This is a genomic window from Burkholderia sp. Se-20378 (genome assembly GCF_017104665.1).
Classification (GTDB): Bacteria; Pseudomonadota; Gammaproteobacteria; order Burkholderiales; family Burkholderiaceae; genus Burkholderia; species Burkholderia lata.
In genome coordinates, this window is the sequence record NZ_JAAGPG010000018.1 from 21,090 (window position 1) to 45,039 (window position 23,950).

21 protein-coding genes are annotated in these 23,950 nt (G+C 61.8%); 8 read left to right on the forward strand and 13 right to left on the reverse strand.

The genetic code is table 11. The features are described from left to right. Positions 1 to 31 precede the first annotated feature (31 nt). A complete protein-coding gene (locus G3N93_RS04585) occupies positions 32 to 1,672 on the reverse strand; it encodes a DUF2334 domain-containing protein (RefSeq protein ID WP_206121533.1) in 1,641 nt (546 codons plus the stop codon). Between the two features lie 12 nt (positions 1,673 to 1,684). Further along, positions 1,685 to 1,990 carry a hypothetical protein gene (locus G3N93_RS04590; protein WP_241011418.1) on the reverse strand — a complete coding sequence of 102 codons (306 nt, stop codon included), beginning with the start codon at positions 1,988 to 1,990 and terminating at the stop codon, positions 1,685 to 1,687. A 964-nt stretch (positions 1,991 to 2,954) separates the two neighbouring features. Between G3N93_RS04590 and G3N93_RS04595 the strand changes: the two genes are divergently transcribed. Next, complete coding sequence (locus G3N93_RS04595) at positions 2,955 to 4,913, forward strand: glycosyl transferase family protein (protein ID WP_241026395.1); 1,959 nt, start codon at positions 2,955 to 2,957, stop codon at positions 4,911 to 4,913. Next, on the forward strand, positions 4,910 to 6,604 hold the full coding sequence (locus G3N93_RS04600; protein WP_206132370.1) for a bacteriophage N4 adsorption protein A: 1,695 nt from the start codon (positions 4,910 to 4,912) through the stop codon (positions 6,602 to 6,604). Before G3N93_RS04595 ends, G3N93_RS04600 begins: the two co-directional genes overlap by 4 nt. A 40-nt stretch (positions 6,605 to 6,644) precedes the next feature. Here G3N93_RS04600 and G3N93_RS04605 read toward each other — a convergent pair whose 3' ends face one another. Beyond that, positions 6,645 to 7,613 carry a hypothetical protein gene (locus tag G3N93_RS04605; protein ID WP_174938178.1) on the reverse strand — a complete coding sequence of 323 codons (969 nt, stop codon included), beginning with the start codon at positions 7,611 to 7,613 and terminating at the stop codon, positions 6,645 to 6,647. Positions 7,614 to 8,030: 417 nt separating this feature from the next. Beyond that, on the reverse strand, positions 8,031 to 10,331 hold the full coding sequence (locus G3N93_RS04610) for an NADP-dependent malic enzyme (protein ID WP_174938176.1): 2,301 nt from the start codon (positions 10,329 to 10,331) through the stop codon (positions 8,031 to 8,033). Between the two features lie 136 nt (positions 10,332 to 10,467). On the opposite strand from G3N93_RS04610, the gene G3N93_RS04615 reads away from it, so the two are divergent. The 3 genes from G3N93_RS04615 to G3N93_RS04625 all read left to right on the forward strand — a co-directional run bounded on the left by G3N93_RS04615 (position 10,468) and on the right by G3N93_RS04625 (position 13,539). After that, on the forward strand, positions 10,468 to 11,439 hold the full coding sequence (locus tag G3N93_RS04615; RefSeq protein WP_174938174.1) for a LysR substrate-binding domain-containing protein: 972 nt from the start codon (positions 10,468 to 10,470) through the stop codon (positions 11,437 to 11,439). A gap of 413 nt (positions 11,440 to 11,852) precedes the next feature. Beyond that, positions 11,853 to 12,491 (forward strand): hypothetical protein, encoded by a 639-nt coding sequence (locus tag G3N93_RS04620; protein ID WP_174938172.1) that lies wholly within the window; start codon positions 11,853 to 11,855, stop codon positions 12,489 to 12,491. Beyond that, positions 12,481 to 13,539 (forward strand): S1C family serine protease, encoded by a 1,059-nt coding sequence (locus tag G3N93_RS04625; RefSeq protein ID WP_206121538.1) that lies wholly within the window; start codon positions 12,481 to 12,483, stop codon positions 13,537 to 13,539. The genes G3N93_RS04620 and G3N93_RS04625 overlap by 11 nt, the downstream gene beginning before the upstream one ends. A gap of 136 nt (positions 13,540 to 13,675) precedes the next feature. Here G3N93_RS04625 and G3N93_RS04630 read toward each other — a convergent pair whose 3' ends face one another. From G3N93_RS04630 to G3N93_RS04645, 4 genes are all read right to left on the reverse strand, one after another. Then, positions 13,676 to 14,440 carry a hypothetical protein gene (locus tag G3N93_RS04630; protein ID WP_241026396.1) on the reverse strand — a complete coding sequence of 255 codons (765 nt, stop codon included), beginning with the start codon at positions 14,438 to 14,440 and terminating at the stop codon, positions 13,676 to 13,678. A gap of 78 nt (positions 14,441 to 14,518) precedes the next feature. Further along, entirely contained in the window at positions 14,519 to 15,013 is a 495-nt protein-coding gene (locus tag G3N93_RS04635) for a GNAT family N-acetyltransferase (RefSeq protein WP_206132371.1), read from the reverse strand. Positions 15,014 to 15,127: 114 nt separating this feature from the next. Continuing rightward, positions 15,128 to 15,574: a hypothetical protein gene (locus G3N93_RS04640; protein WP_174981606.1), complete on the reverse strand. Its 447-nt coding sequence runs from the start codon at positions 15,572 to 15,574 to the stop codon at positions 15,128 to 15,130. A 284-nt stretch (positions 15,575 to 15,858) separates the two neighbouring features. Continuing rightward, positions 15,859 to 16,227, reverse strand: coding sequence for a VOC family protein (locus tag G3N93_RS04645; protein ID WP_011356259.1), 369 nt, complete (start codon positions 16,225 to 16,227; stop codon positions 15,859 to 15,861). A 59-nt stretch (positions 16,228 to 16,286) separates the two neighbouring features. Here G3N93_RS04645 and G3N93_RS04650 point away from each other — a divergent pair, with 59 nt between their 5' ends. Then, on the forward strand, positions 16,287 to 16,988 hold the full coding sequence (locus G3N93_RS04650; protein ID WP_206132372.1) for a hypothetical protein: 702 nt from the start codon (positions 16,287 to 16,289) through the stop codon (positions 16,986 to 16,988). Between the two features lie 342 nt (positions 16,989 to 17,330). Here the strand turns inward: G3N93_RS04650 and G3N93_RS04655 are convergent, their stop codons facing one another. Both G3N93_RS04655 and G3N93_RS04660 read right to left on the reverse strand, forming a co-directional pair. Next, positions 17,331 to 18,245 carry an alpha/beta hydrolase gene (locus tag G3N93_RS04655; protein ID WP_206132378.1) on the reverse strand — a complete coding sequence of 305 codons (915 nt, stop codon included), beginning with the start codon at positions 18,243 to 18,245 and terminating at the stop codon, positions 17,331 to 17,333. Between the two features lie 87 nt (positions 18,246 to 18,332). Next, a complete protein-coding gene (locus tag G3N93_RS04660; RefSeq protein WP_206132373.1) occupies positions 18,333 to 19,199 on the reverse strand; it encodes a helix-turn-helix domain-containing protein in 867 nt (288 codons plus the stop codon). Positions 19,200 to 19,468: 269 nt separating this feature from the next. Here G3N93_RS04660 and G3N93_RS04665 point away from each other — a divergent pair, with 269 nt between their 5' ends. After that, positions 19,469 to 19,927 carry a GNAT family N-acetyltransferase gene (locus tag G3N93_RS04665; RefSeq protein ID WP_206132374.1) on the forward strand — a complete coding sequence of 153 codons (459 nt, stop codon included), beginning with the start codon at positions 19,469 to 19,471 and terminating at the stop codon, positions 19,925 to 19,927. Between the two features lie 124 nt (positions 19,928 to 20,051). On the opposite strand, the gene G3N93_RS41425 is transcribed toward G3N93_RS04665, so the two are convergent. Continuing rightward, positions 20,052 to 20,393, reverse strand: a complete 342-nt coding sequence (locus G3N93_RS41425) for an SMI1/KNR4 family protein (protein WP_374196413.1) — start codon at positions 20,391 to 20,393, stop codon at positions 20,052 to 20,054. 426 nt (positions 20,394 to 20,819) lie between these two features. Between G3N93_RS41425 and G3N93_RS04675 the strand changes: the two genes are divergently transcribed. Beyond that, entirely contained in the window at positions 20,820 to 22,049 is a 1,230-nt protein-coding gene (locus G3N93_RS04675) for a peptidoglycan DD-metalloendopeptidase family protein (RefSeq protein WP_206132379.1), read from the forward strand. A 62-nt stretch (positions 22,050 to 22,111) separates the two neighbouring features. Here the strand turns inward: G3N93_RS04675 and G3N93_RS04680 are convergent, their stop codons facing one another. Together G3N93_RS04680 and G3N93_RS04685 are read right to left on the reverse strand one after the other, a co-directional pair. Further along, positions 22,112 to 22,522, reverse strand: a complete 411-nt coding sequence (locus tag G3N93_RS04680; protein ID WP_206132375.1) for a GNAT family N-acetyltransferase — start codon at positions 22,520 to 22,522, stop codon at positions 22,112 to 22,114. 177 nt (positions 22,523 to 22,699) lie between these two features. Continuing rightward, positions 22,700 to 23,827, reverse strand: a complete 1,128-nt coding sequence (locus G3N93_RS04685) for an aminotransferase class V-fold PLP-dependent enzyme (RefSeq protein WP_206132376.1) — start codon at positions 23,825 to 23,827, stop codon at positions 22,700 to 22,702. Positions 23,828 to 23,950 lie beyond the last annotated feature (123 nt).

The window sequence follows — 23,950 nt, forward strand, 5'->3', positions numbered from 1 at the left end:
CGGGTCGCACGAGGTTGTCGCTACGTCGGCGTCACTTGGCCGTCGTGCCGTCCACCCACTTGTAGCCGAGATTCGTAATGCCGGTAATCATGCTCTGGAAGTCCTGGTACGCCGGCAATCCGAGATCCGGTTCAAGCCAGTACGGATGGAAGAAGAAGGACGCGAAACCGTCCCGCACCGCCAGGCCATACTGCGCATTGGTCACGATTTGCTGCCACGTGTACGTGATGCACGAGAACGGGTCGATATTGCAGATGTTGTATTGCACGCTGCCCAGGTTCTCCGGAACGATCCGCTGCCCGTAGTAATCGGAGTTGATGATGTACGGGAAAAACTGCCCGGCGGAAAAGTCCTGGTTGGCGGCACCCGTGCCGATTTGCGGATTGGTCGCGGTGTAATACACGGCCCGCTGGAACGTGGTCGGGAACGTGAGGGCCGTGGCTGTCGATGCGGCCGGCGACATCTGGTACTGCGGCGCGGCAAAGCCGACGATCTTGTAGCCGTTGGTCGTGAACTCGAGCAGGCCATCGGCCATTCTGCCTTCCGCCCACGGGATGGAGTCCTCATCGACCGGCCGGTTCTGCACGGCGTACCAGAACTCGTAGTCGTTGCCGCTGACTGCATTCAACAGGTTCGGCGTCGAATCGTACTGGTGCGTGTAGCCATGCATCACGATCGAGCCGCCACGCGCGAGCGCGTAGTTCAGCGCACTCTTGAGGCCCGTTGCCTGCGCCAGGTGGATCGTTTCCGGCACGCCGCCGTTGTAATAGCCGTTCGGGTCCGTATACAAGGGGATGGTGGCCATCGTGAACGGGATCTTCTTCGAGTACATGTAGTTCGTCAGCAACTGCATCGAACTCGTGGTCGTGTACGCGTCGAGATCCTCCAGGCGGACGAGCGCACGATGATTCACCGGTGCATTGGTCTGCAGGATGTCGTGCAGGATGTCGCAAATCACCAGATAGCGATCCGTCGGTCCGATATAGGAAAACGGCATGTCGGCGAAGTACCAGAAGTTGCCCGAGCGCACGATGTAGGGCGTGGTTGCCCCGCTCTTGCTGTTCTTGATGGTGACGAGCGCTTGCGCCTTGGTGGTATTGATCTGGGTCAGGCCGACATCCGGATCCGCGCTGATGACGCCGGTCGACGCGTTATACGCGTAGTACTTGACCATCGACAGGTTCTTGTACGTGACGGTGTCGTAAAAGCCTGGATTCGGATTGCTCGCCGAAGGCGTTGCGTTCATCCCGGCGAGGCCCAGGAAGCTGAACCCGAAGGTCTGGTTGAATGTGTAGGCCGTGTTCCATGCGAGCTGCCACAGGTTGTACTTGAACCAGACCACCGTCTTCGTGGTGGTCATCACGTCGCTCATGAACGCCGTCGGAATCGGGTTGTTGTAGTAGTCGCCGATATAGAACGTCGCGTCGTGGCTCCCGACCATGCCGGCCGTGTAGTTCTGGATCGGCACCATGTCGATCGTCGTATTGAAGTGACCCAGAAGATTCCTCAGCATGATGCTGTACATCAGTCCCAGCTTCGAAAACGGATCGTTGGCCGGATTGTCGTACAGGATAAGCGTATGGGCGGTAGTGGCCTGCGCATGCGCGGTGCCCGGCAATGTCATTTGCGCGAGTCCCGCAAGCAGGGCGATGACGAGCAAGATCTTTTTCATGACCGTTTCTCCCTAGTCGCGTTCCACGTTGCCATTGGCTTTCTTGACCAACTTTCGATTGAACTTCGGGCGTCCCGTTTCCTTGTACGCCTTTTCCCAATCCTCGTCGGACATGCCTGCTTTCACGTTGACCTGGGCCGAGCCGTTGGGCAGCGGTGGCGGCTTGATCTTCAGGGCAGAAGAATTACTCGTCTGCTGCGCACCCACATCCTGAACGCCGACGGCGAAGACGAGCGTCGTGATCAATGCGGCGATTGACCCGGCGGCGCTCAACCCGTTTCGAAAAGATTGATTGCGATGCGAAGGCATGATTTTCATCCTTTGATATGCAAAATAAGTTCATCTCGTTAGCGAAACGAGCACGTCGAATCACCATCCGGAATCGGGGCGCCATGTCATGAAATTCTGCTGCGCAATTGAAACCAGACAAATAAATCCGGGAGGAGATGGTTTGACTTTCAAGCTAGAACCGTACCATCCGTCGCAAATGGGCATAGCGCCAAGGGGACAAAATTGACGCCTCGACACAGCTCAAAAATGTGTCGATAAAACGTTTCAGGCGTGCAACGCGGCGGTGTCGCGAATTAAATCGGACAAACGCGCAAAACATGTTCGTACGATTCAGGGAAAACCAGTCAATCGCTGCGCGTCGCAAGGATGCAACGCTGCAATCGTCGCGAGTGGCACGCATGCGCAATGACGACCGAGGTGCCGTGTTTCCGGTTCAACGCCAATCCGTCCCGCCGGTCACCGCTGGAATCGCGTGACGATTTCACGAGAGCCGCCGCCGCGGCCCGTCAGAGGGTCTGAAAACGATGTGTCGTCCGGTCAATCGAGTGCGTGTTTCAGCACTGAAACATTTGGCTCGGATTCGGTCGGCCGATCCTGTGCCGCGCCGTTCGACGCCCGCAAGCTCAAGGGTCGCGCAGCGATGGCGCACGACTTGCTAGATGAGTTGTGTGCTGCGGAGTCGGTGCGCGGGGGCACTGCGCGTGCGTCGGGTGGAGAGCGGTTGCAAGCGTTGAAGCATGCAGGGACGGAGGCAGGCAAGCAGGAAACGGGCGGTCAAAAAGTCATCCACTGAACGCGTGGCATCGCGCGCGATGCAACGTGGCCACATCGAGGAAGTTCGCGCCCTGCGCAGCGCTTTTTCGAGCGGCGGGCATTCGCGTGGCGCAAGCCACGGAGTGGACGTGACGGGGGCGACGAGGACGGGAAAGGTTGCGTCTTGCGTCGATACGAGGGGGAATAACCAGATAAAAGATAAAACGCGGAAAGAATGATGGATAACATGATTTGGAGTACGTATTTATACGCACTCAACCTTGTCGCCATTGTGACCGCAATCGTCATCCTGGTAAGCACCCTGGATGACCTCACGCTGGATGCCTGTTACTGGTCCTTTGAAATCCGTCGCATCCTGCGCCGAGAAAAATCGCAAACGGTCGATATTGGCATGCTGCGCGCGCTGGAAGAGCGGCATCTGGCGCTGATGGTGCCGGCGTGGAAAGAATACGACGTGATCGCCAAGATGATCGAGAACACGTTGGCGACGCTCGAGTACGAGCGATACGTGATCTTCGTCGGCACCTATCACAACGATGCCGAAACCACGGCCGAGGTCGAACGGATGGTCCGCCGATATCCGGGCAGGGTCACGCGCGCGACCGTCATGAACGACGGGCCGACCTGCAAGGCGGACTGCCTGAACTGGATCATCGAAGCCATCCTGCGTTACGAATCGGTCCATCACATTCAGTTCGCGGGCGTCGTCATGCACGACTGCGAGGACGTCATTCATCCGGTCGAACTCAAGTACCTCAACCACGCGGTGGCGGACAGCGACCTGGTCCAGCTTCCCGTGCTGTCGTTGCCGCGGAAATGGAACGAGTTCGTCGCCGGCTGCTACCTGGACGACTTCAGCGAAACGCACCAGAAGGATGTGCCGGTGCGCGCCCGGCTGACCGGCGTCGTCCCGGGCGCGGGCGTGGCGTCGTGCTACAGCAGGCGCTCGATCGAAGCGGCGATGAAGGAACGCAACGGCTCTCCGTTCAACACCAGCTCGCTGACCGAGGACTATGACTTCAGCTTCCGGTTGAGAGACCTGGGGATGAAGGAAACCTTCGCGTGCATTCCCCTGACGGGGATCGCGCGCGATGCCACCGACAAGCAGGCACAGGGTGGCGTCGTCAGCCGAAACCTGCTGGCCACGCGCGAGTATTTTCCGAAAACATTTCGTACCGCGTACCGTCAGCGCACGCGCTGGATCCTCGGCATTGCCTTTCAGGGCTGGGAGCAGCTCGGCTGGAAAGGCAACCTGCTCACCCGCTACATGTTCTTCCACGATCGCAAGGGCATCGTGACCTCGCTGTTCTCGGTCGTTGCCTATGGCGTGCTGATCAACTTCCTGCTGCTCGGCGCGCTTCAGCGATCCAGCCATGTCATTCCGCATGGCGCCTCGCTCATCATGGCGGCCGACTGGGTCACGCCGCTGCTGTGGATCAACACCGCGATGCTGTTTGCGCGCGCCGGGCAGCGCTTCCATTTCGTCAGCAAGCTGAACGGCCCGACCCAGGGGCTGCTGTCGATTCCGCGGATGTTCGTCAACAACCTGATCAACTTCTACGCGGTGTGCCGCGCGTGGCGCATCTATATCCGCCACCTGGTGACCGGCAAGCCCATCGCATGGGACAAGACCAGTCATACCTACCTGTCGAACGAAGCGCTCGGGAAAGCGCGCCTGAAAGTCGGCGAGATCCTGGTCGGCTGGGGCGTGGTGACACTGGAGCAGTTGCAGGCGAGCCTGGAGAAGCAGCTGACCTGCGGCAGGCGGCTCGGGGAACTGCTGGTCGAAGGCTGCGCGATATCCGCCGAATCGCTGGCGGATGCGATCGCCGAACAGGCCGAGCTGCCCCGCGTGAGCCTCGGCAACGTCGCGGTGGGCCACTTCGCGGATTCGCTGGCATTCGAGCTGCAATACGCGTACCGCGCCGTCCCCTTCTCGACCGCGGACGACGGCACGTTGAACATCGCGGTCGGGCGGCCGCTGTCGCAGGACGAACAGGATGTCGTGCGGCGCGGAGCCCGATCGAACGTGGCCTACTTCATCGCGTGCGATGCGGAGATTGCCGCCGAACTCTCCCGGCACTCGCGTTTCGTCGAACTCGCTCGCCTACGCGACGGCGACCCGGCAGCGCAGCAGGGCGCTCCCGTGCAAAAACCCTCGGGAGAACAGGCATGAAGCATTCAAGAATCCCGATCGCGGCCGGCCTCAAGCGCTGCGCACGGTTGAGCGCACTGGCGATCGCCGTGTCGCTGGCCTGGCAGGCGCCGGCATCCGCCGCCCAGCAACTGACACCCAAGGCCTACAAGCTCGCCGACAGCGCGTACAAGGCGATCAATGCCGGCGACCTGCCCCTCGCGGAAGTGTATGCGTCGCGCGCCATCAAGATTCAGCCCGGAAGCGAACAGCTCGGGCTGCTGCTCGTCGACGTATACAGACGGGAAGGCAAAGTCGACGAAGCGGACGACATGGTCGAATCGCTGATCGTTCGTTTTCCGAAGAGTGCGGCGGTACGCGCGCAGCATGGCTACCTGGCGCAGCGTCAGATGCGCTACGACGTGGCCTGCAGCGATTTCGCGGCCGCCGTCGCGACCGGGAAATGGAGCAAGGATCAGCAGCGCAACCTGCGTCTCGCGTGGTCGGACAGCGCGCTCGCGGCGAAGCTTCCGCATGAAGCCGGCGTTGCGCTGGCGCCGCTGGCCGATGAAAAATCGGCCGTGGTCCAGTTGCGCATCGCACAGATGAGCCTGCAGGCAGGCGATCGCGACACCGCCATCCGCGTGGCAGACCTGGCGGCCAGCGACGCGACGAACGACGGCGAGCGCAACATGGCCGCGTCGATCGCGGCGCAGGCGCGGCAGGAAGATCAGGCCGCCGAGGCGCCGGTGGACAATACCGCGCAACAGAAATTGCAGGAAGCCTACGACCTCCTGCGCGACCACAAGGATCGCGAGGCGCTCGATGCATTCCATGAGGGATTTTCCGGCGGGGCCGGCAATGCGATGAACTACGCGGACGCGGGCTACGCCGCCAAGCGGATCGGGCTGAACCAGGAGTCCATCGATCTGTTCGAGCACAGCCTCGACGCCGATGAGAACGAACACACGTTCGATGCGCAGCACAAGTTCGGCTATCGGCGCGAAGTCGAGCAGCTTCAGCGCACCTGGGGGTTCGTGCTGAGCGTACCGTACCAGTCGGCCGCGTTCGGCCCGCAAGGCACGATCAGCGTATTGCAGCCGGGTATCGAGGCGTACTGGCAGCCGCCGAAGATCGGCTATCAGAACGGCCGCATCTTCCAGTTCTTCGTGCGCGGATACGGCACGGCCTACGACGGATCGGGCAACGTGACCGGCATGCCGACCGTGCAGGGTTCGGTGGGCGCGCGTTACAAGCCGCTGCCCGACCAGAACGTCGTGCTGACCGCCGAGCGGCTGTTCCACGTCGGCAGCCTGTCGATGACGGACTGGTTGATGCGCCTGGGGTATTCGTCGGAAGGCGGGACCGACCTGAGGGTGGCCGAGCCGAGCTGGCGCAGCTGGCAGGCGTATGTCGAGGGCGCTTACTTCATCAGCGCGGGTCGATACATCATTTATTCGGAGTTGCGCTACGGGCACACCTGGCGGTTGCCGATGATCAGCGATCGGCTGACTGTCTACCCGCACGCCGCGGTGGCCGGCGATCATGACAATCGGCAGCCGGACAAGACGGCGATCGGCGCCGGGCCCGGCATCCAGGTTCGGTACTGGTTTCGCGAAGGCCGCTATAGCGCGCCGGCAAGCTATCTGGATGTCACGGTGCAATACCGGTTCGGGTTGACGTCAGCGGCACGCGCACGTGGTCTCGTGGTACGCGCGACATTGTGGTTCTAGCCATCGACGCTGACGCTTGATCTTGAATGACGCTGTTCGCTTAGTTGGGCGACTTGAGCGGAAGGATCGTTTGACGCAACAACTGGAAGTACGAGCTCGTCGAATACGGGAGCATTTGCTCGACGTAGTTCCACCAGAAGAATCCGCCGATGAAACGCGGATCGTTCATGCTGTCGACCATCGGGTAGTAGGTCTTGATCAGGTTCTGCTGCACCGACGCCGGCGCGGAAGTTTCCGAGGTACCGATTTCGCCGAAGCCGACCTTCGCGTTCGGGAAGATGCTTTCCAGCGCCGCGAAATCGTTCTTCCACGTCGGATTCAGCCCCGTGCAATCCTGGTACGGGTAGTAGCTGAACAACGCGTAGTCGGCTTGCTGGCGGACCGTCGAGGACAGGAAGGTAGTCGGCCACGTCTTCCAGTAATCCTGCGGCTTCTCCCAGCAGTTGTTGCCCTTGCTGTCGTCGTTGTAGTACAGCGTGATGGCCGTCTTGCCGCCGTTCGATTTGACGATCTGGTTGGCTGCCGCAACCATCTGGCCGATCTGCTGCTCTTGCGAGTTGACCACGGCGTTCGTGCCGCTCGGGTTGTTACGCAACCATTCGCCGTTGATTTCGTTCGCGATCTCCCACACGTCGACGGTGTTCTTCAACTGCGACACCAGTTCCTGCGTGCGTGCCTGATACGTGGCGAGCGTCGTAGGGAAATAGTAAGAATCGTAGATTTCACCCATCACGTACGCGACTGCGTGCAGGCGCAGCAGCGGCGCGTAGTAGTCGGCGGCCGACGTACCCGGATCGAACACGACACGCACGGTGGGCTTGTACGGCAGGTTCTGCAGCGACGCGACGATCGCGTCCAGCTTGGTCAGGTCGTCGAGGGTCACGCCGTAGACGGGATTCTTCAGGGGTTCGACCTGGGCTTGGGCGGACTGGGATAAAGGCAGGAGCCCAGCATAAGCAACGCATGCGGCGATGGCCGTGCGCGAAAGATTTTTCGTCAGTCTTTTCAAAACGCTTTCCGTCCTAAAGTAAGAAGAAGCGCGATTTTAGACGAAAATAAAAGCTAATTATCGGATGATATCGAAAGTGGCGAGCCCCAAAAAGATGGTTAGGATCGGTATCAAAAGTGGACACGCCAGGGTGTCGCGCCGAGACATTTATTACGTGATACTTATTAAATGCACTGCATCATCCATGCCTGGATGTGACGGGTGCGCCTCCGGGTAATGCCGAAGTCCGGGTCTGCGTGCAAACGATTGCCGACCTCCGAAGCCGGTCGCAACCAACCTCGACGGACGCACGCGGCACCGCGTCACGAACCACCCGCGGCACCCGTTCACCAGGCGACCGGTAGCGGAACCCGCGACAACCGGATTCCGCTACGCGGCGCCTTGCGGAGCTGCCACCGCCCCGCTTCCGCTACCTGCTCAGGCAGACGCGATGCGATTCGCCTCGATCACCGTCAACGCCGCCATGTTCACGATCCGCCGCACCGTCGCGCTCGACGTCAGAATGTTCACCGGCGCGTTGACGCCCAGCAGGAACGGCCCCACCGCCACGTTGCTCCCCGCCTCGGTCTTGAGCAGGTTGTACGCGATGTTCCCCGCATCCACGTTCGGGCAAACGAGCAGGTTGGCAGCGCCCTTCAGCGGCGACATCGGCAGCAGCCTCGACCGCAAGCCCTCGTCGAGCGCGCAGTCGCCATGCATCTCGCCGTCCGCCTCGATATCGGGCGCCTGCTCCCGGACGATCTCCAACGCCCGGCGCATCTTCACGCCCGACGCCGCGCTCCCCGACCCGAAGTTCGACCGCGACAGCAACGCTGCCTTCGGCGTCAGGTTCAGCCATTCCATCTGACGCGCCGCGGCAATCGTGAATTCCGCGATCTGCTCCGCATCGGGGTTGTCGTTGACGTGCGTATCCACCAGCGCGACCGTCCGCTGGTCGAGCAACAGGATGTTCATCGCCGCATAGGTCGACGCACCCGGCTTCTTCCCGATCACTTCGTCGACGAACCGCAGGTGGTTGTGATACTCGCCCACCGTCCCGCAGATCATCCCGTCCGCATCGCCGAGCCGCACCATCATCGCGCCGATCAGCGTCAAGCGACGCCGCATCTCGACCCGCGCCATTTCCTTCGAGATGCCGTCCCGGCACCGCAGCTCCCAATACGTCGTCCAGTACTGCGGGAACCGCTCGTCATACTCGGGATTCGTCACCTCGACGTCCTGACCGAGCCGGATCCGCAGGCCGAAACGCTCGATGCGCGCCAGCAGCACTTCCGGGCGCCCGACCAGGATCGGCCGCGCCAGCTTCTCGTCGACGATCACCTGCACCGCGCGGAGCACGCGCTCGTCCTCGCCTTCGGTAAAGACGATCCGCGCCTTGCCGCCGTCGCGCACCAGCTGACGCGCCGTCGCGAACAGCGGCTTCATGAACGCGCCGGAATGGTAGACAAATTGCTGCAGTTGCTCGACGTACGCATCAAGATCGGTCAGCGGGCGCTTCGCCACGCCGCCTTCCATTGCCGCCTTGGCCACGGCCGGCGCGATCCGCACGATCAGGCGCGGGTCGAACGGCTTCGGAATCAGGTATTGCGCGCCGAACGCCACGTCGTACGCGCCGTAGGCCGCCGCAACGACTTCGTTCTGCTCCTCCTCGGCCAGCCCCGCGATCGCGTGAACCGCGGCGATCTCCATTTCACGGGTGATCGTCGTCGCACCCACATCCAGCGCGCCGCGGAAGATGTACGGGAAGCAGAGGACGTTGTTGACCTGGTTCGGGTAGTCCGAGCGGCCCGTCGCGATCACGACGTCGTCGCGCGTCGCATGCGCCAGTTCCGGGAAAATTTCCGGGGTGGGATTGGCCAGCGCGAGAATCAGCGGGCGCGGCGCCATCGCCTTCAGCATGTCGGCGGTCAGGATGCCGCCGACCGACAGGCCCAGGAACACGTCCGCGCCGCCGATCACTTCGGCCAGCTTGCGCGCGTCGGTTTCCTGCGCGAAGCGCGACTTGGCCGGGTCCATCAGTACGGTGCGGCCGCGATAGACGACGCCTTCGATGTCGGTCACCCAGACGTTTTCCACCGGCAGCCCGAGGTCGACCAGCAGGTCCAGGCAAGCCAGCGCGGCGGCACCGGCGCCCGACGTCACGACCTTCACTTCCGAAATCGACTTCCCGACGACCTTCAGCCCGTTGATGAACGCGGCGGAGACGGTGATGGCGGTGCCGTGCTGATCGTCATGGAAGACGGGAATCTTCATGCGATCGCGCAACTTCTGCTCGACCGTGAAGCACTCGGGCGCCTTGATGTCCTCGAGGTTGATGCCGCCGAAGGTCGGCTCGAGACCGGCGATGATGTCGACCAGCTTGTCCGGATCGGTTTCGTTGATCTCGATGTCGAAGACGTCGATCCCCGCGAACTTCTTGAACAACACGGCCTTGCCTTCCATGACCGGCTTGGACGCGAGCGGGCCGATGTTGCCCAGACCCAGCACGGCCGTGCCGTTCGTGATCACGCCCACCAGGTTGCCGCGGCTCGTGAAACGGTGCGCCTGCAGCGGATCGGCGGCGATCGCCTCGCACACGCCCGCCACGCCCGGCGTGTAAGCCAGCGCGAGATCGCGCTGGGTCACGAGCGGCTTGCTGGCGACGACCGAGATCTTTCCCGGGGTCGGAAATTCGTGATAGTCGAACGCTGCCTGCTGCTGTGTCTCAGTCTGTTTCATGTTTTTCGATCCGGGCACGGGCGCCAGGCCAGTCCCGGCGCGATCCATGAAGGGGATTCTAGGGATCCGCCATAAGGCGATGATTCTGTTTTAATATCGGTCCATCACTTTTTCATGATGAATACGTGACCAGTCAATGACTTTTGACGCAAACGACGTGGTCAGGCGGCTGGGCGCCCGCTTGAAGATGCGGCACCTGGTGCTGTTGCTGCAGATCCAGCAGCACGGGTCGCTGACGCGCGTCGCGGAGCACATGGCCAGCAGCCAGCCGGCCGTGACGAACGCGCTGTCCGAGCTGGAGAGCATGTTCGGCACGCCGCTGTTCGAGCGCTCGTCGCGCGGCATGCGGCCCACCGCGCTCGGCGCGGTCGTGCTCGAGCGGGCGAAGGCGATGATCAAGGATCTCGACCACCTCGCCCGCGAGATGGAGGCGGTCGCCGCCGGGCATGCAGCCCACCTGCACATCGGCGTGATTCCGTTCATTTCCGGACAGATGCTGTCGGCGGCGCTCAAGCGGCTGCAAGCGCGCATGGAAAGGCGCCTGACCGTGACGATTCACGAAGGCACCAGCGATCAGCTGCTGTTGCAGCTCAGGGATCACAGCGTCGACATCGTGATCGGGCGGGCGTCGTCGGCGATCGACCTCGGCCAGGTCTCCTTCGAAGTGCTGTACCAGCAGCAGCCGCGCATGATCGCGAGCCGGCGGCTTGCCGCGAAACTGGCCCGCACCGCGCTCGACTGGCACAAGCTGCACGCGCTCGACTGGATTCTCGGCGCACCGCACACGCCGATGCGCGAACAGGTGACCGATCTGTTCCTGTCGGCCGGCATCGCGCCGCCCGTTCCGGTCGTCGAGAGTTACTCATCCAAGCTGATCGGCGAAATGATCGCGTCGAGCGACGAGGCCGTGTCGATCGTGCCCGCCGATATCGCGGAAGAACTGGTGCGGATCGCCGGGGTGGCGATCGTGCCTTACTCGCTGGTGTGGACGCTTCCGCCCATCGCGCTGTTCACGCGTGCCGCCGATTCGCGCTCGCCCGCGCGGGATCTGCTCGTCGAGGCGCTGCGCGGAGTGTGCAAGGAGACGTATGGGGACGTGCAGCGATAGGGTTTGCGGAGACCGCACGGACGAAAGCGCGAAACCGATACCGCCTGCGAAAGATCGGTGACGAGTGATCCGACGGCCGGCAAAGGACCTCAATAAACGGCTATCTCGATAACCGGATCGCTAACTTGCGCGCCCCGGATAGCCGCGCTTGTTCGAAGGTTTCGATCGGCTGCAACCGGTCGAAGCCGCGCCCCCACGCACTGCCTTGCAAACCATTGTTAATCGATGGTGCTGCAACCACCGACAGTCGTACACTGCCGCGACGGAATCGCGCTCGATCACACTGCCGCTCACGGGCATTTGGTACAGTGACGCGATCGTTAGGGCTCGAAAGAATAATTCAAGGATTCATGCAGCACGGGGCGTAGATGAATTCACTTACAAAATCATTCCTTGCACTTTCAACTCTGTGCATGCTCACCGCATGCGCGACGCCATACCAACGACTTGGAAGCTCCCTTACCGCCGGCGGGTATACCGACGAGCGGATCGACGAAGCAACCTATCGCGTCAAGTTCACGGGCAATCCCAAGACGTCGGACGAGAAGGTCGGGCGTTACCTCCTGTACCGCTGTGCCGATCTCACGCGCCAGATGGGCTTTCGGTATTTCGTCCTTGTTCCCGAGGCGCCCACCGGTGGATTGTCGATGAACGACCGGCCTCCCGCAGACCCGCATTTCGACCGGCAATTCCTGCGGAAAGTCGCGTACGGCGGCGTGATTTTCCTGCCGGGCGGGGTCTCGATTTCACGCAGCAAGTGGGTCACCATACACATGCTGCAGGATCCGAAAGCCGTGCCGCTTCGCATGGTCGGCTGGGACGTGAACGAAGTGTTTTCTGCACTCGACGCCTACGTGCACAGCGACGGCGCCACGCCCGGCCATGTTCCGCCGGCGTCGGTGTTCGACCCGGTGGCCGGCAAGATCGCCTACCAGAGCCCTTTCGGCCCCGCGTCGTCGCGTCAGGACGCGCCCGAACACCCGTCCCGTTCCGGTGCAGTACCGATGGAGTCTCTCGACGGGTTGTTGCCGGGAGGCAGCCATGCGCGTTGATACGACTCGATACGTCGCGGCGCTTGCGTGCCTGTTCGGCGTGACGCTTTTCGGCGTGGGGCTCACGTCCTCACACGATGCTGTCGCCGCCGCCACCGATGCGTCGGCGCTCTACGACAGGCTGAGCCCCATCGTGTGGCGTGTCGTGGTGGTGACACCCAATGGCAAGAAAATCGGGAGCGCGGTGGTCATAGGCGACGAGAAGGTGGTGACCAATTGCCACGTGCTGTCGGATGGCGTCGCAGCCGCCATCGTGCACGGCAACATGAGTTATGGCGCCCGCCTGATCGAGCCGGACGCGGAGCGCGACCTGTGTGTGCTGTCGGTTGAGGGACTTCATCTGCCGGGCGCCCAGGTCGCACCGCTTTCTTCGTTGAAGATCGGTCAGCATGTTTACGCCATCGGCTCTCCGTTTGCTCGCGAGAACACGATGAGCGACGGCCTGATTTCCGGATTCGTCCGCGATCCGGATCGCGGCGTCACGAGCATCCAGATCTCGGCGCCCATTTCTCCCGGCTCGAGCGGTGGCGGCCTGTTTGATGAGCGAGGAAGGTTGATCGGCATCACCGCCAGACAAATCTCGCCATCCCAGGCGGAAAACATCAACTTCGCGATACCGGCCGAATGGCTGGCAGATGTGCCGGAGAGAGCGCGCTTGCAGCTGGCGCAGCGGTCCAGAAGCACGAACAAGGCAGAACCCGCAACCACGAACAAGGCATCCGAAGACCCCGTTCGTCCCGCGGATTTTCACAGATCGACGCCATCCGGCGTTCCGGTGCTGCTGAGTTCTCACGCATCATGGTCGAAAGCATGTGTCGCACGCTTCACGCCACACATCACCGTGGTGCAGCCCCCCTTGCACGGGAGTATCGATATTCGGGAAGGCGACTATGCCATCGGATCCAACTCGCCATGCGCCGGGCAGATGGTTCACGGCGCACAGGTTTTCTATATTCCCGACACGAGTTTCAAGGGGCAGGAAACGGTTCGTTATGTCGCCGACAGTGTGCCTGGCGTGACTCGCACCGCCCTGATCGACGTACGGTGACTTCGACCGACGGTGGCTGCCCGTCGCGCTAGCGCGACCGGAAAGACAGCCTTCGTCGGACGCAGACGCCTGAATGACGCGTCCGGCCGCCAAAAGCAGTCGCGTGACCGCCCCTCATTCATTGCCGCGACGGCAGCTACTTGCTGGCCGCGAGGCGTCGCAGAATTTCCGCTCGTTCGGTGGCCAGCACATGATCCGAGCCTTCGCCGCGGTCGTAGCGCCGGGTCGTCCGGTAGGAAAACCGCTTCTTGTACAGGCTGGTTGCGGGATCGAACACCCACGCGTCGACATCGAAGAGGTGCTTGCCGAAATGATCCTCGTTGTCGGCCCACACGAAGTCCGCCCGAACGAACACCGGATAGGGCGACACGTCCGGCACCTTCCACATCGCGCGGTCAGCCGATTCCGTCTGGGTGACTTCCGGCATCAGGTTTTCGATCTTGCCGTTCGCGCCATAACGCAAGATCGCCACACGCTCCAGCATCCCGCTGCCGCCGCCCGAGAACATCCCCGAGAAGAACACCCAGGAACCACCCGACGCAATCGGCAACCGTTCGGACCGTGGCATCAGTCCGAACTGGTAAAACTCCTTCGGCGAATTGGGAAGCGGCGCAGGCGGCATCTGGAAGCACGGCGCACGCTCGGGAAGCACGCAGAGTTTCGCGCCGGACAGCGGAAGCCCGTCGCTGTCAGTCCGGCCCTCCGCCTGGGTGAAGCGCGGGAATGCGAGTTCGTTGGAGGCGGCTTGAGCCGCTGCGATACCCACGACGGAAATGCTCAGGATCACTCCGAGCGACTTGAAGACCCTGCGCATGCCCCTGCCCCCTTCTCTCATGTTTTGATCGCCGCGAATTGTCGATGATCCGGCGGCTTCTGTCGAATGAGCGTGCTTGCCGAGCATAAAGCTCGCATGTGCGTTCCGGTGGTGCAGTGGTTGGTTGAAATGTCCGGGTGACATTGCCGGGGCTTCAATTGATCGCTACTCGGCCGGTTTCTCGTACAGTGACCAGACGATCCCGTCTGATTTCAACCCGACGCGAATGAAGCCGAGCGACTCGTAGTAAGCGCAGAGCGTCACGTTGTCGACGGCGCAATCGAGTCGAACGAAACGCCGGTTCGAGCTGCTCACCTCGCGAGCGCACCAGTCGAGCATGACGCTGCCGAGCCCTTGCCCGTTGAAACCTTCCCGCACGCACAGCCCGTGCACGTAACCGGCGATCGGTTCCTGCGGCCCCCAGTGCTTGTCCTCGTCGAACGCGAGCGAGAACGTCCCGGCCAACGTGCCGTCCAGTTCGACGACATACACGTCCTTTTGAGAGACGTTGTTGCGTACCCACGCCTCGGAAAATCCGTCGCCTTCCTTGCCCCACACATGATCGCCGTGCGTGAGCTTCTTCGCATGCGCGTCATTCCGGATCTGCGTCAGCGCCGGTATGTCGTCTGCCGTTGCCCTGCGGATGCTTTTCGAGGTCATCGCTCGATTCTCCGTTGAGTCTTCACGTCGTGACTCGAAAGCCGCCATCACGCAAAGGCGCACTCCTGGCAGCAAGTCCTCGCTCCGTCAGCAGAAGCCGAAGGCGCGACGCGCTTATGAAGAAGCCACCGCCTGGAACCAGCGCGTACACGGGCCCGTAAAAATGAGCACGGTGGCGATCGCATTGGCGAAAAAGCCGACTTCGATCAGACTCATGCCGAAAGGAAGCCCCGCCACGATGAAGGCCAACGTCGTGACGATCGTGAACACCAGTTCCAGCATGCGCGCGAGCTTTTGTCGCCGGCAGAGGCCCACGATCAGGCCGGCGTTCAACGAAAGCCAGAAGGCCTGGACTATCGCAATCGTCACGGCGTTTTTACGCATGAGCGCCGCCTTCTCCGCGGACACCTGGCCAGCCAGATCGAAACTCACCGTCAGCAGCCAGACGGCGAATCCGATCTCGATGAGCCAGACAATCGTGAAAAGTGCGATAGCGTGACGGATCTGCCGCGGTGCGTCGTCGCGAAACGCCGGCATTGCCTTCAATTTGCTGATTGGCATCGTCTCTTTCAGGAAGCCAGCGCCTCCCGCCCCGGATGGTGTTGGTATCGTATTCGCCGCTTGTCGATATCACGCTGCAACGCGTGTCCGCCGAGTGTAGTGCACCGGCGATCGCGACAGGTACGGTCAGGGTCCTGACGTTACTCGCCGGTCACTGCTTCTTGCAAAAGATTCGAAGGCATGCGTTTGCTCATCGTTCCGGAGGCATCGGTCAGCGACAGTTCATCAACGCGTGACGTCCCGGGCTACCTCGCCTCCCGACTCCCTTTGACAGGGAATCCCCCCTACGCCTGATGACACACCACCTCGATATTGTGTCCATCCGGCCCGATGACAAACGCCGCGTAGTAATTCGCGTGATAGTGCGGCCGCAGCCCCGGCGCGCCGTTGTCCTTCCCGCCTGCCGCCAGCGCCGCGCGATAGAACGCTTCGACTTGCTGCCGGTTGTCGGCCACGAACGCGATGTGAAGATGCGCCGGTTTCTCCGTCGTCAGGAACAGGCACAACGACGGCTTGCCCGGCGGAGAAATCTCGATGCCGTACGACGGCTCGCCCTCCCCCTGCACCACGACGCCAAGCGGTTCAAGTGCGCTCAGGAAAAACGCCTTGCTGGCTGCAAAGTCGGTCACGCCGAATTTGACATGGTCAAACATGACTCCCCCTCGGATAGATGGGTCTGCCGGCACCCGGATGGATTGTGTAAATCACCGCGATGGTGCCACACGTCGCCGTCGCCGGCACCCCCGCTCGCGACCAAACAAAAAAAGCCCGACACTGTCGGGCCAACGAGCGAGATACAAAGAGACATCCCGCTCACCCCTCATCGAGCGGTCACACCGTGCTGCCTGACGTCATCATGATCCTGGCGATAGCCGACGATCGCGTGCGGCGTTGCGACCGGTCGTCGATCGACAGGCTTGCCTGGAAGGATTCGGAAAGAAACGACTACTGCGAAACCGGCGCGCCGGACGGCCCGTCCGCCGGCATGGTCGGCAAGGGAATGGCCGCGCTGTTCGACCCGCTGCCGGTTGCGCCGGCTGAATTCGTGGTGCCCGTTTGTCCGCGGCGGCCGCGGTGCGCGCCACGCGCGACCGGCGGCGCGCTCGCGGCAACCGGCTGGATCGGCGGATGTGCGATGTACTGGAAGTTTTCGTTGATCGCGCTATTGCCCGTATCGTACGACCGGTGCACGAACACGCTGCTGGTCACGGGCTCGCTGGCTTGCGCGAACGCCGGCGGCATGGCGGACACCGTCGCGGCTGCCGCCGCCGCGCTCAACGCGGCGATCCGCACGAGCGAACCGGCATCGCGGACTGTCGGGCGTACTGTCACGCTATGTTTCCTCCAATGTGCATCCGGTCGGCGATCGTTCGGCCGCCGCTGGCGCCCGCCCGAAAAATTGGCCCGCACCTGAGTGCGGGCCAAGCCGAGAACACAACAACACCTTGGGGGGGTATCAAGGCGAGACCAGTCTAGCCCGAGTCGCCGGAAAGAAAATTTCAGGCCAAATTACAGCTATTACTCCATATAACGAAGCCATCGGTCGCCGTCGTGTGTGCCCAGGTGATGCCGCATCGTTCGTGAGCCCGCGTAACGACCTGGCTCCGCGAGTCGTTCGCCGGCGTCGCTTCAGGCGCTTCGAGTAACGCCATCGCGCCTCAACCTTCCATTTGCCCTTCAATCGCAGTCACCGTCCCCCCCCTAGCGGCAACATTCGCGCAAGCCGTGGACACCGCCATCGCAGCAACAGGCCAGATCAACGCGCAACGGACAGATGCTGCGTGAACCACTCCACCGCCGCCTGGCTGGTTGCGTCGAAGTGCTCGATATAAGGCGTGAAATGTCCGCCCGCGATCATGAGCAGCCGCTTCGGCTCCAGCGCGTTTCCCCACGCCTTGAGGCAAAGGTCGGTGGGCGTCAGCAGATCCTGGTCAGCCACGATCATCAGCAACGGGGTGGGCGAGATGCGATCGACGTACTGGCCCGGCTCGTTCTCGCGCGACATCTCGGCGCTGCGCAGCGTCACTTCGTTTTTCCAGTTCGGTGCAAACCGCGCCGCCGATTCGGTGAAGAACCGGTATGCATCCGCGCCCGCCATCGCACAGGCCGCCGTGGGATCTGCGCTGACAGCCGGCAACATCGCCGGCGCACCGCCCGCGAATCGCTGCCGACGATCTTCATCGAAGCGAGCCAGCGCCGCCGGCACCAGATCGGAACGCGTGCGGCGCAACGCCGACTGATACCCGCTGATCGTCGGCACCTGCGACACCACGCATTTGACGCGCCGGTCGATCGCCGCGACTTCGAGCACGTGGCCGCCGCTGTAACTGGTGCCCCAGATGCCGATGCGTGCGGCGTCGACGTCCGGGCGGGTGAGCAGATAGCTGATCGCATCGCGATAGCCGCGCTTCTGTTGCACGGGGTCGATCTCCTGACGCGGATACCCGTCGCTCGCGCCGAAATTCCGATGATCGTAGAGCAGCACGCCAAAGCCGCTGGCGGCAAACACCTCGGCGTAGCGGTCCAGATATTGTTCCTTTACACCGGAGAAGCCGTGCGCCATCACGATGGCCGGATACGTTGCGGTATCGGCGATGTGCTCTGTCGGCTCGTAGTACCAGCCTCGCAGCGTGGCGGCTTCGGACTGGAATTCGATGTCATGTCGCTTCATGTCGGCTTGCCTCGTTCGGTCAGTGGGTTCGATGACCGACACGATAAGCGTGCGCGCTACGCCCCGCGTTTGCTGGAAAGACGTTTGCTACGCGGAATCGGACAGTTTCGCGTAGGCACTGGGCGTCATGCCGGTAAACCGGCGAAACACGGTCGAGAACGCGCTCGTGGTTTCGTAGCCGAGTTCGGCCGCGACGGCGATCACGGAGCGCCCCGATGCCAGCAGCGGACGCGCGGCCGAAATCCGGGCCTGCTGGCGCCACTGGCTGAACGACAGCCCGGTTTCGGCGGTGAACAGGCGGGCCAGTGTCCGGCTCGATGCACCGACTTCATCGGCCCATTCCGTCAGCGTTCGTTGATCGGCCGGATTCGCCAGAATCGCGTCGCAGACTCGGGCAAGACGCCGGTCCTGGCCGGACGGCAGCCGCAACGGTTGCTCGGGCGACCATTCGATTTCGGCCAGCATCAGCTGGATGACGAGATCGTCGCGTCCGTCGGGATGGACCTCGACCGGGAACGCCGACGCGCGCACGATCAACTCACGCAGCAGCGGCGACACGTTGACCAGGCTCGGCTGATCCGGGGTGGCCGATCGGTACGCTTGCGGGTCGACGTAGGCGGTGCGCATTTCGAGCTGCCCGTGGGCGCGCATCGCGTGCGGCAGGTCGGGCGGAATCCACAGTGCGCGATGCGGCGGGATCATCCAGAGCGACTGGCAGGCGATGACTTCGGCGATGCCGGTCGTGGTGTAGACGAGTTGTGCACGCGGGTGCCGGTGCTCTGCCACGACGAAGCCGTCGGGGAAGGCTTTCGGCATGACGGCGGCGATGCCGGGTGCGTGCTGGTAGTCGCGCGGGTCGGTGCTCTTCGTGACGGGTGCGATCCCGGCCCGCTTCGTGGATGCCGCCGCGTTTTGTTCGATCGCTTTGCCGTGGCCGCGCCCTTCGACCTTCATCGCTCGTCCTCTCGTTTGTGCGGAATCGCCAGGTCATGCGATCCCGGTGAGTCGGACAGATGATACGGGAATGTCGAGTCTCGGGATTTCCGGAATGAAGCTGCGAATCGGTAACGCGATCGCGCTGGCGATTCGCTGTACCGTGCACTCGATACGTCGCGCTGAACTTCCGGTTTTGCCAGTTTCAACAGCGCGCTGCGCGATCTTGGAAGTTCGATTCCGTGCTGCTATCGTTGTTCACTTTTTGACGATTTCGGAGCGGGAGATACATGCCCTTGATCTTGCGTCGAGCGATTGCGGATGATGCCGCCGAGGTGGCTGAAGTCTATCTACGGTCACGCAATACGCTGGCATCGTACGCGCCGCTCGCGCATCCGGAAGCCGCCGTCCGCGATTGGGTTGCCAACATGCTTGTGCCGTCGGGCAACGTTACCGTTGCCGTGAACGATGATCGCATCGTCGGCATGGCTGCGCACGTTGTCGCTGACGGCGTGGCATGGCTTGATCAGTTGTATGTGTGCCCCGAATTCAAGCGACGAGGGATTGGTTCCTCCCTCCTCGAATCGGTGAAATCGCAAACGGTTGGCAAGCTCCAGCTCTATACGTTCCAGTTGAATCGCGATGCTGCTGCGTTTTATGAGCGGCACGGGTTCGTTGCGATTGCATACAGTGACGGAAGCCGAAACGAGGAAGGGTGTCCCGATGTTTTGTACTGCTTGACACGGTAGCGCACGAAACGCCTGTCCGTGCTGCGCAGCCAAGCGCTTGTCCAAGGGTCCACCGGCATTGCCCTTGGAGCATGCTCATCAACGTAACGGCCAACACCCCGCCACCGTCATGCTCGGCGCGTGCTCAGCCTGATTGTCCCTCGCCGGCGATACGGGCAAGCCACTCCGAAAAGCCCCCCGCTATGCGCTCGCGTCGCGCGTCATCATGCCAGACCCGAATCACTTGTCCCGAGAAACCGTCGTCCGCGGGATCGAGGTCAATACACAGATGATTGCCGCTACCGTCGTGCGTGAATGGAATCCACTTCAGGTTGTACCAGTCGTCCCCGATGCCTGGATCCGGTTCCGATTCCACGCCGTCGAAATCGCCTCCGTCGACGAGACCTTTCCAGATACGCCATTGCGCGAGGATCTCGTGCGAGCTCAGCAGCGCATCGCTTCCGGAAAATTCATCAATCGAAATGATTTATTTTGTCGCGGCTCAATTTAAATATCGATCCGATTGAAATCAAACTGCTATATTTGTCAGGAAGATGAAAATGATATTAACAAGACCACACCATGACCATTTCTTTTTTATAAACAATCCAACCTAATTAACCGGCTATTGAATCCTTTGTCGATCAAAGCAGCTCACGACGCGGTTCGCCACGAGGCTGGGCATGGATGACGCTTCGAGGCCACGCTGCAAGGTGATTCCAGATCAATCGACTCCGGTTCACCGAGTGGTCAAATCACTTTGAAACTATCGCATCAACAATTTCATCCGAAGCATCCAATTTAAAAACACATCCAGATATATTTCATTTTCCTTGCAATGATTGGCGAATGATGTAGGCTTGCTGGCGCCGTCATGAACTTCTTGCAAACCCTCTTCGCGGTGCATTTAACCATGCGCAATTTATTAAATCGTTCTGCCTCGAATTCGATTCAATACTCCATTGGAATCCTGCTGATTGCAGCCAGCCTTGCCGAATTCGCTCATGCGGCGCCAATCGAGACGTCGTTGCAACGCTCGATCGGGCAGGCGCTTCAATCCCGATCGGGTGGAACGTTGAAGCTGCCGGCCCGGTCGGACGACAGCCTGGTCGAGGCAATCAAAACCGACGACGTTTCCGGGTGGGTATTTGGCACTGCGACACAAATCCTGCACGAGGATGAATCCGGCGATCCCGTCACGAAGCTGTTCATTGCGCGCAACATGAATGGCCAATGGATCTCGGGTGTGGAGGGCAGCAGCAAGTTTGGAGAATTGCTCGATGCGGCGCCACCTACGCTGCTCGCGGCCGACGAACGGAAAAATCTGGCGTCGAGACGCGCATCGCTTGCACCACGGTCGGCTGCATTGCCGCAACCAGGCCTTGCGTTGCCGTGGGAACAGAATGCCGGGTGGTATTGGACGGGCGGTGCACACGGCTGGTCCGGACAAAGCAGGCCGTATAACTCCCTCGACTTCTCGGGTGGCAACGGCCGCGTGCTGGCGGCGCGAGACGGCTATCTTTACAAGAGCTGCGAGCGCGACGGCAGTGCCATCGTGAAGGTGGTTCACGACAATGGCTATGCGACGACTTATTACCACATGGTCCAGCTGACGTCGCTGAACAGCGGTACGCGTGTTCGCCAGGGGGAATATCTCGGCAGCGTCGGAAACGGCCTGCCGTGCGGCGGACAAACGACGGGGCCGCATGTTCACTTTTCATTGAGCAAGGATGGCAATGACGTGTCCGTCAATGGCATGACGATCGGCGGCTGGCAATTCTTCGAAGGCACTTCGCCGTATTCCGGATACGCGGTTCGCAATCAGCGACGCGTCTCCCCGCAGGCATGGCTGGTCAACTACGGCAGTGCGGATTCTGGCGATCCGTCCACGCCCGTCAGCGCGCGTGTCCAGGCACCGGGTTCAGCGAATCTGCGCAGCGCGCCTTCATTGTCGGCGCCGGTCGTCGGTTCGCTCGAGAATGGGCGCACCGTCCAGCTCGCTTGCCACCAGTACGGCGACTCCGTGAACGGCAACTGGGGCGCCACACGGCTTTGGTATCGACTCGACTCGAATCAATGGATCTCCGACGGATTCGTCTACACGGGCAGCAACGACCCGGTGGTGCCGGAATGCGTGAATTAGCGCGGGCGCACCGGCGTACGCCGGTGCCGCCGCACCGCGACAGGAAAAACGACGCCCCACCGTTACATGATGCGCAGAAACATCCCCGCCTTCTCGGGCAGCACCGACGGTTGGAAACCGTAACGCTCGTAGAACTTCGGTGTCCCGTGATCCGCCATCAGGCTGACATACGCGGTTGGCGGCGCATGCTCGTGAACGTAGCCCATGAGCGCCTGCATGATCAGGTCGCCCACGCCCTTCTTCTGGTGAGCGGGCAACACCGCGATATCGACGATCTCAAAGAAACAACCGCCGTCGCCAATTACGCGGCCAATTCCGACCGGATCGCTGTCGCAATACGCCACGACGCTGAATAACCCATTCCTCAACCCGATCGTCGCAGCCTGCTCCGACTTCCTGCTCAGCCCTGCGGCAAGACGAATGTCGATGTATGTGGATACCGCCGGGACTTCCTGTCGAACGACGTATGCCATGCGAACCCTTCAGGTTAGCCGTACAGGCAGATGGACCGACCTCGCTGCGCATGAGTACATCGAACCACGAACCCGAACGCGCGCATCAGACAACACCACAACCATCAATCCGGCGAGGCGATAGACCGCAGGTGCAGCCACCCACCGTCCACCACCTCGCCAAATCCACCAAGCGCCTTACAGAACCCGCTCCAGCGCATCCGCAAACCGTGCAACCGCCCCATCGACATCATGCAGCTTGTCGAGGCCGAACAACCCGAGACGGAAGGTCTTGAAATCCTCCCCCTCGTCACATTGCAACGGAACGCCTGCCGCGATCTGCAACCCGACATCCGCAAACTTCTTCCCGGTGCGAATCCCGTCGTCATCCGTATAACTGACCACGACACCCGGCGCCTCGAACCCTTCCGCCGCCACGCTCCGGAAACCCTTCTCGGCCAGCAACGCACGAATCCGCTTGCCGAGCTCGAGCTGCTCCGCCTTCACCTTGTCGAAGCCGTACGCCTCGGTTTCCTTCATCACGTCGCGCAGCGTCGTGAGGCTGTCGGTGGGCATCGTCGCGTGGTACGCGAACCCGCCGCCTTCATAGGCTTCCATGATCTGCAGCCACTTGCGCAGATCGCACGCGAAGCTGGTGCTGGTCGTGCCATCGATGCGTTCGCGGGCCAGCTCGCCGAGCATGACCATCGCGCAGCACGGCGACGCGCTCCAGCCCTTCTGCGGCGCGCTGATCAGGATATCGACGCCGCTCGCCTGCATGTCGACCCAGACCGTGCCGGACGCGATGCAATCCAGCACGAACATGCCGCCGACCGCATGCACGGCGTCGGACACCGCGCGCAGATACCCGTCGGGCAGCATCATCCCGGACGCGGTTTCAACATGCGGCGCAAACACCAGATCCGGTTTGTGCTCCTTGATCGCGGCGACCACTTCGTCGATCGGGGCCGGCGCATATGCGGCCTGCCGCCCCGCTTCGACCGGGTGCGCCTTCAGCACCGTCGTTTCGGACGGAATGCTGCCCATGTCGAAGATCTGCGACCAGCGGAAGCTGAACCAGCCGTTGCGGATGACGAGACACTTCTTGTTCGTTGCGAACTGCCGCGCGACGGCTTCCATGCCGAACGTCCCGCTGCCGGGGACGATCACGACGGACTTCGCGTTGTAGACTTTTTTCAGCGTGCCGGAGATGTCGCGCATGACGCCCTGAAAGCGTTGCGACATATGGTTGACCGATCGATCGGTGTACACCACCGAATATTCGAGGAGCCCCTCGCGGTCAACATCGGGAAGTAATCCTGGCATGCTCGCCTCCGGTGAAAGATGAACGATGGAATCCGGGTGAGCAGTGTCCGTGATGCGATACCGCCCTGCACCCATGCAATTGCGTTATTTTCTCGACGAAAGCAGATTCTAACGAAGGCCGCG

What these genes read in the sequence shown, in the direction of transcription:
- G3N93_RS04615 (WP_174938174.1), top strand. Translation starts at nt 10,468, where the DNA reads ATGACTTTTGACGCAAACGACGTGGTCAGGCGGCTGGGCGCCCGCTTG.
- G3N93_RS04685 (WP_206132376.1), bottom strand. Translation starts at nt 23,827, where the DNA reads ATGCCAGGATTACTTCCCGATGTTGACCGCGAGGGGCTCCTCGAATAT.
- G3N93_RS04665 (WP_206132374.1), top strand. Translation starts at nt 19,469, where the DNA reads ATGCCCTTGATCTTGCGTCGAGCGATTGCGGATGATGCCGCCGAGGTG.
- G3N93_RS04600 (WP_206132370.1), top strand. Translation starts at nt 4,910, where the DNA reads ATGAAGCATTCAAGAATCCCGATCGCGGCCGGCCTCAAGCGCTGCGCA.
- G3N93_RS04675 (WP_206132379.1), top strand. Translation starts at nt 20,820, where the DNA reads ATGCGCAATTTATTAAATCGTTCTGCCTCGAATTCGATTCAATACTCC.
- G3N93_RS04645 (WP_011356259.1), bottom strand. Translation starts at nt 16,227, where the DNA reads ATGTTTGACCATGTCAAATTCGGCGTGACCGACTTTGCAGCCAGCAAG.
- G3N93_RS04635 (WP_206132371.1), bottom strand. Translation starts at nt 15,013, where the DNA reads ATGACCTCGAAAAGCATCCGCAGGGCAACGGCAGACGACATACCGGCG.
- G3N93_RS04590 (WP_241011418.1), bottom strand. Translation starts at nt 1,990, where the DNA reads ATGAAAATCATGCCTTCGCATCGCAATCAATCTTTTCGAAACGGGTTG.
- G3N93_RS04625 (WP_206121538.1), top strand. Translation starts at nt 12,481, where the DNA reads ATGCGCGTTGATACGACTCGATACGTCGCGGCGCTTGCGTGCCTGTTC.
- G3N93_RS04660 (WP_206132373.1), bottom strand. Translation starts at nt 19,199, where the DNA reads ATGAAGGTCGAAGGGCGCGGCCACGGCAAAGCGATCGAACAAAACGCG.
- G3N93_RS04595 (WP_241026395.1), top strand. Translation starts at nt 2,955, where the DNA reads ATGGATAACATGATTTGGAGTACGTATTTATACGCACTCAACCTTGTC.
- G3N93_RS04610 (WP_174938176.1), bottom strand. Translation starts at nt 10,331, where the DNA reads ATGAAACAGACTGAGACACAGCAGCAGGCAGCGTTCGACTATCACGAA.
- G3N93_RS04655 (WP_206132378.1), bottom strand. Translation starts at nt 18,245, where the DNA reads ATGAAGCGACATGACATCGAATTCCAGTCCGAAGCCGCCACGCTGCGA.
- G3N93_RS04585 (WP_206121533.1), bottom strand. Translation starts at nt 1,672, where the DNA reads ATGAAAAAGATCTTGCTCGTCATCGCCCTGCTTGCGGGACTCGCGCAA.
- G3N93_RS04640 (WP_174981606.1), bottom strand. Translation starts at nt 15,574, where the DNA reads ATGCCAATCAGCAAATTGAAGGCAATGCCGGCGTTTCGCGACGACGCA.
- G3N93_RS04650 (WP_206132372.1), top strand. Translation starts at nt 16,287, where the DNA reads ATGGTGCCACACGTCGCCGTCGCCGGCACCCCCGCTCGCGACCAAACA.
- G3N93_RS04680 (WP_206132375.1), bottom strand. Translation starts at nt 22,522, where the DNA reads ATGGCATACGTCGTTCGACAGGAAGTCCCGGCGGTATCCACATACATC.
- G3N93_RS04620 (WP_174938172.1), top strand. Translation starts at nt 11,853, where the DNA reads ATGCTCACCGCATGCGCGACGCCATACCAACGACTTGGAAGCTCCCTT.
- G3N93_RS04630 (WP_241026396.1), bottom strand. Translation starts at nt 14,440, where the DNA reads ATGCTCGGCAAGCACGCTCATTCGACAGAAGCCGCCGGATCATCGACA.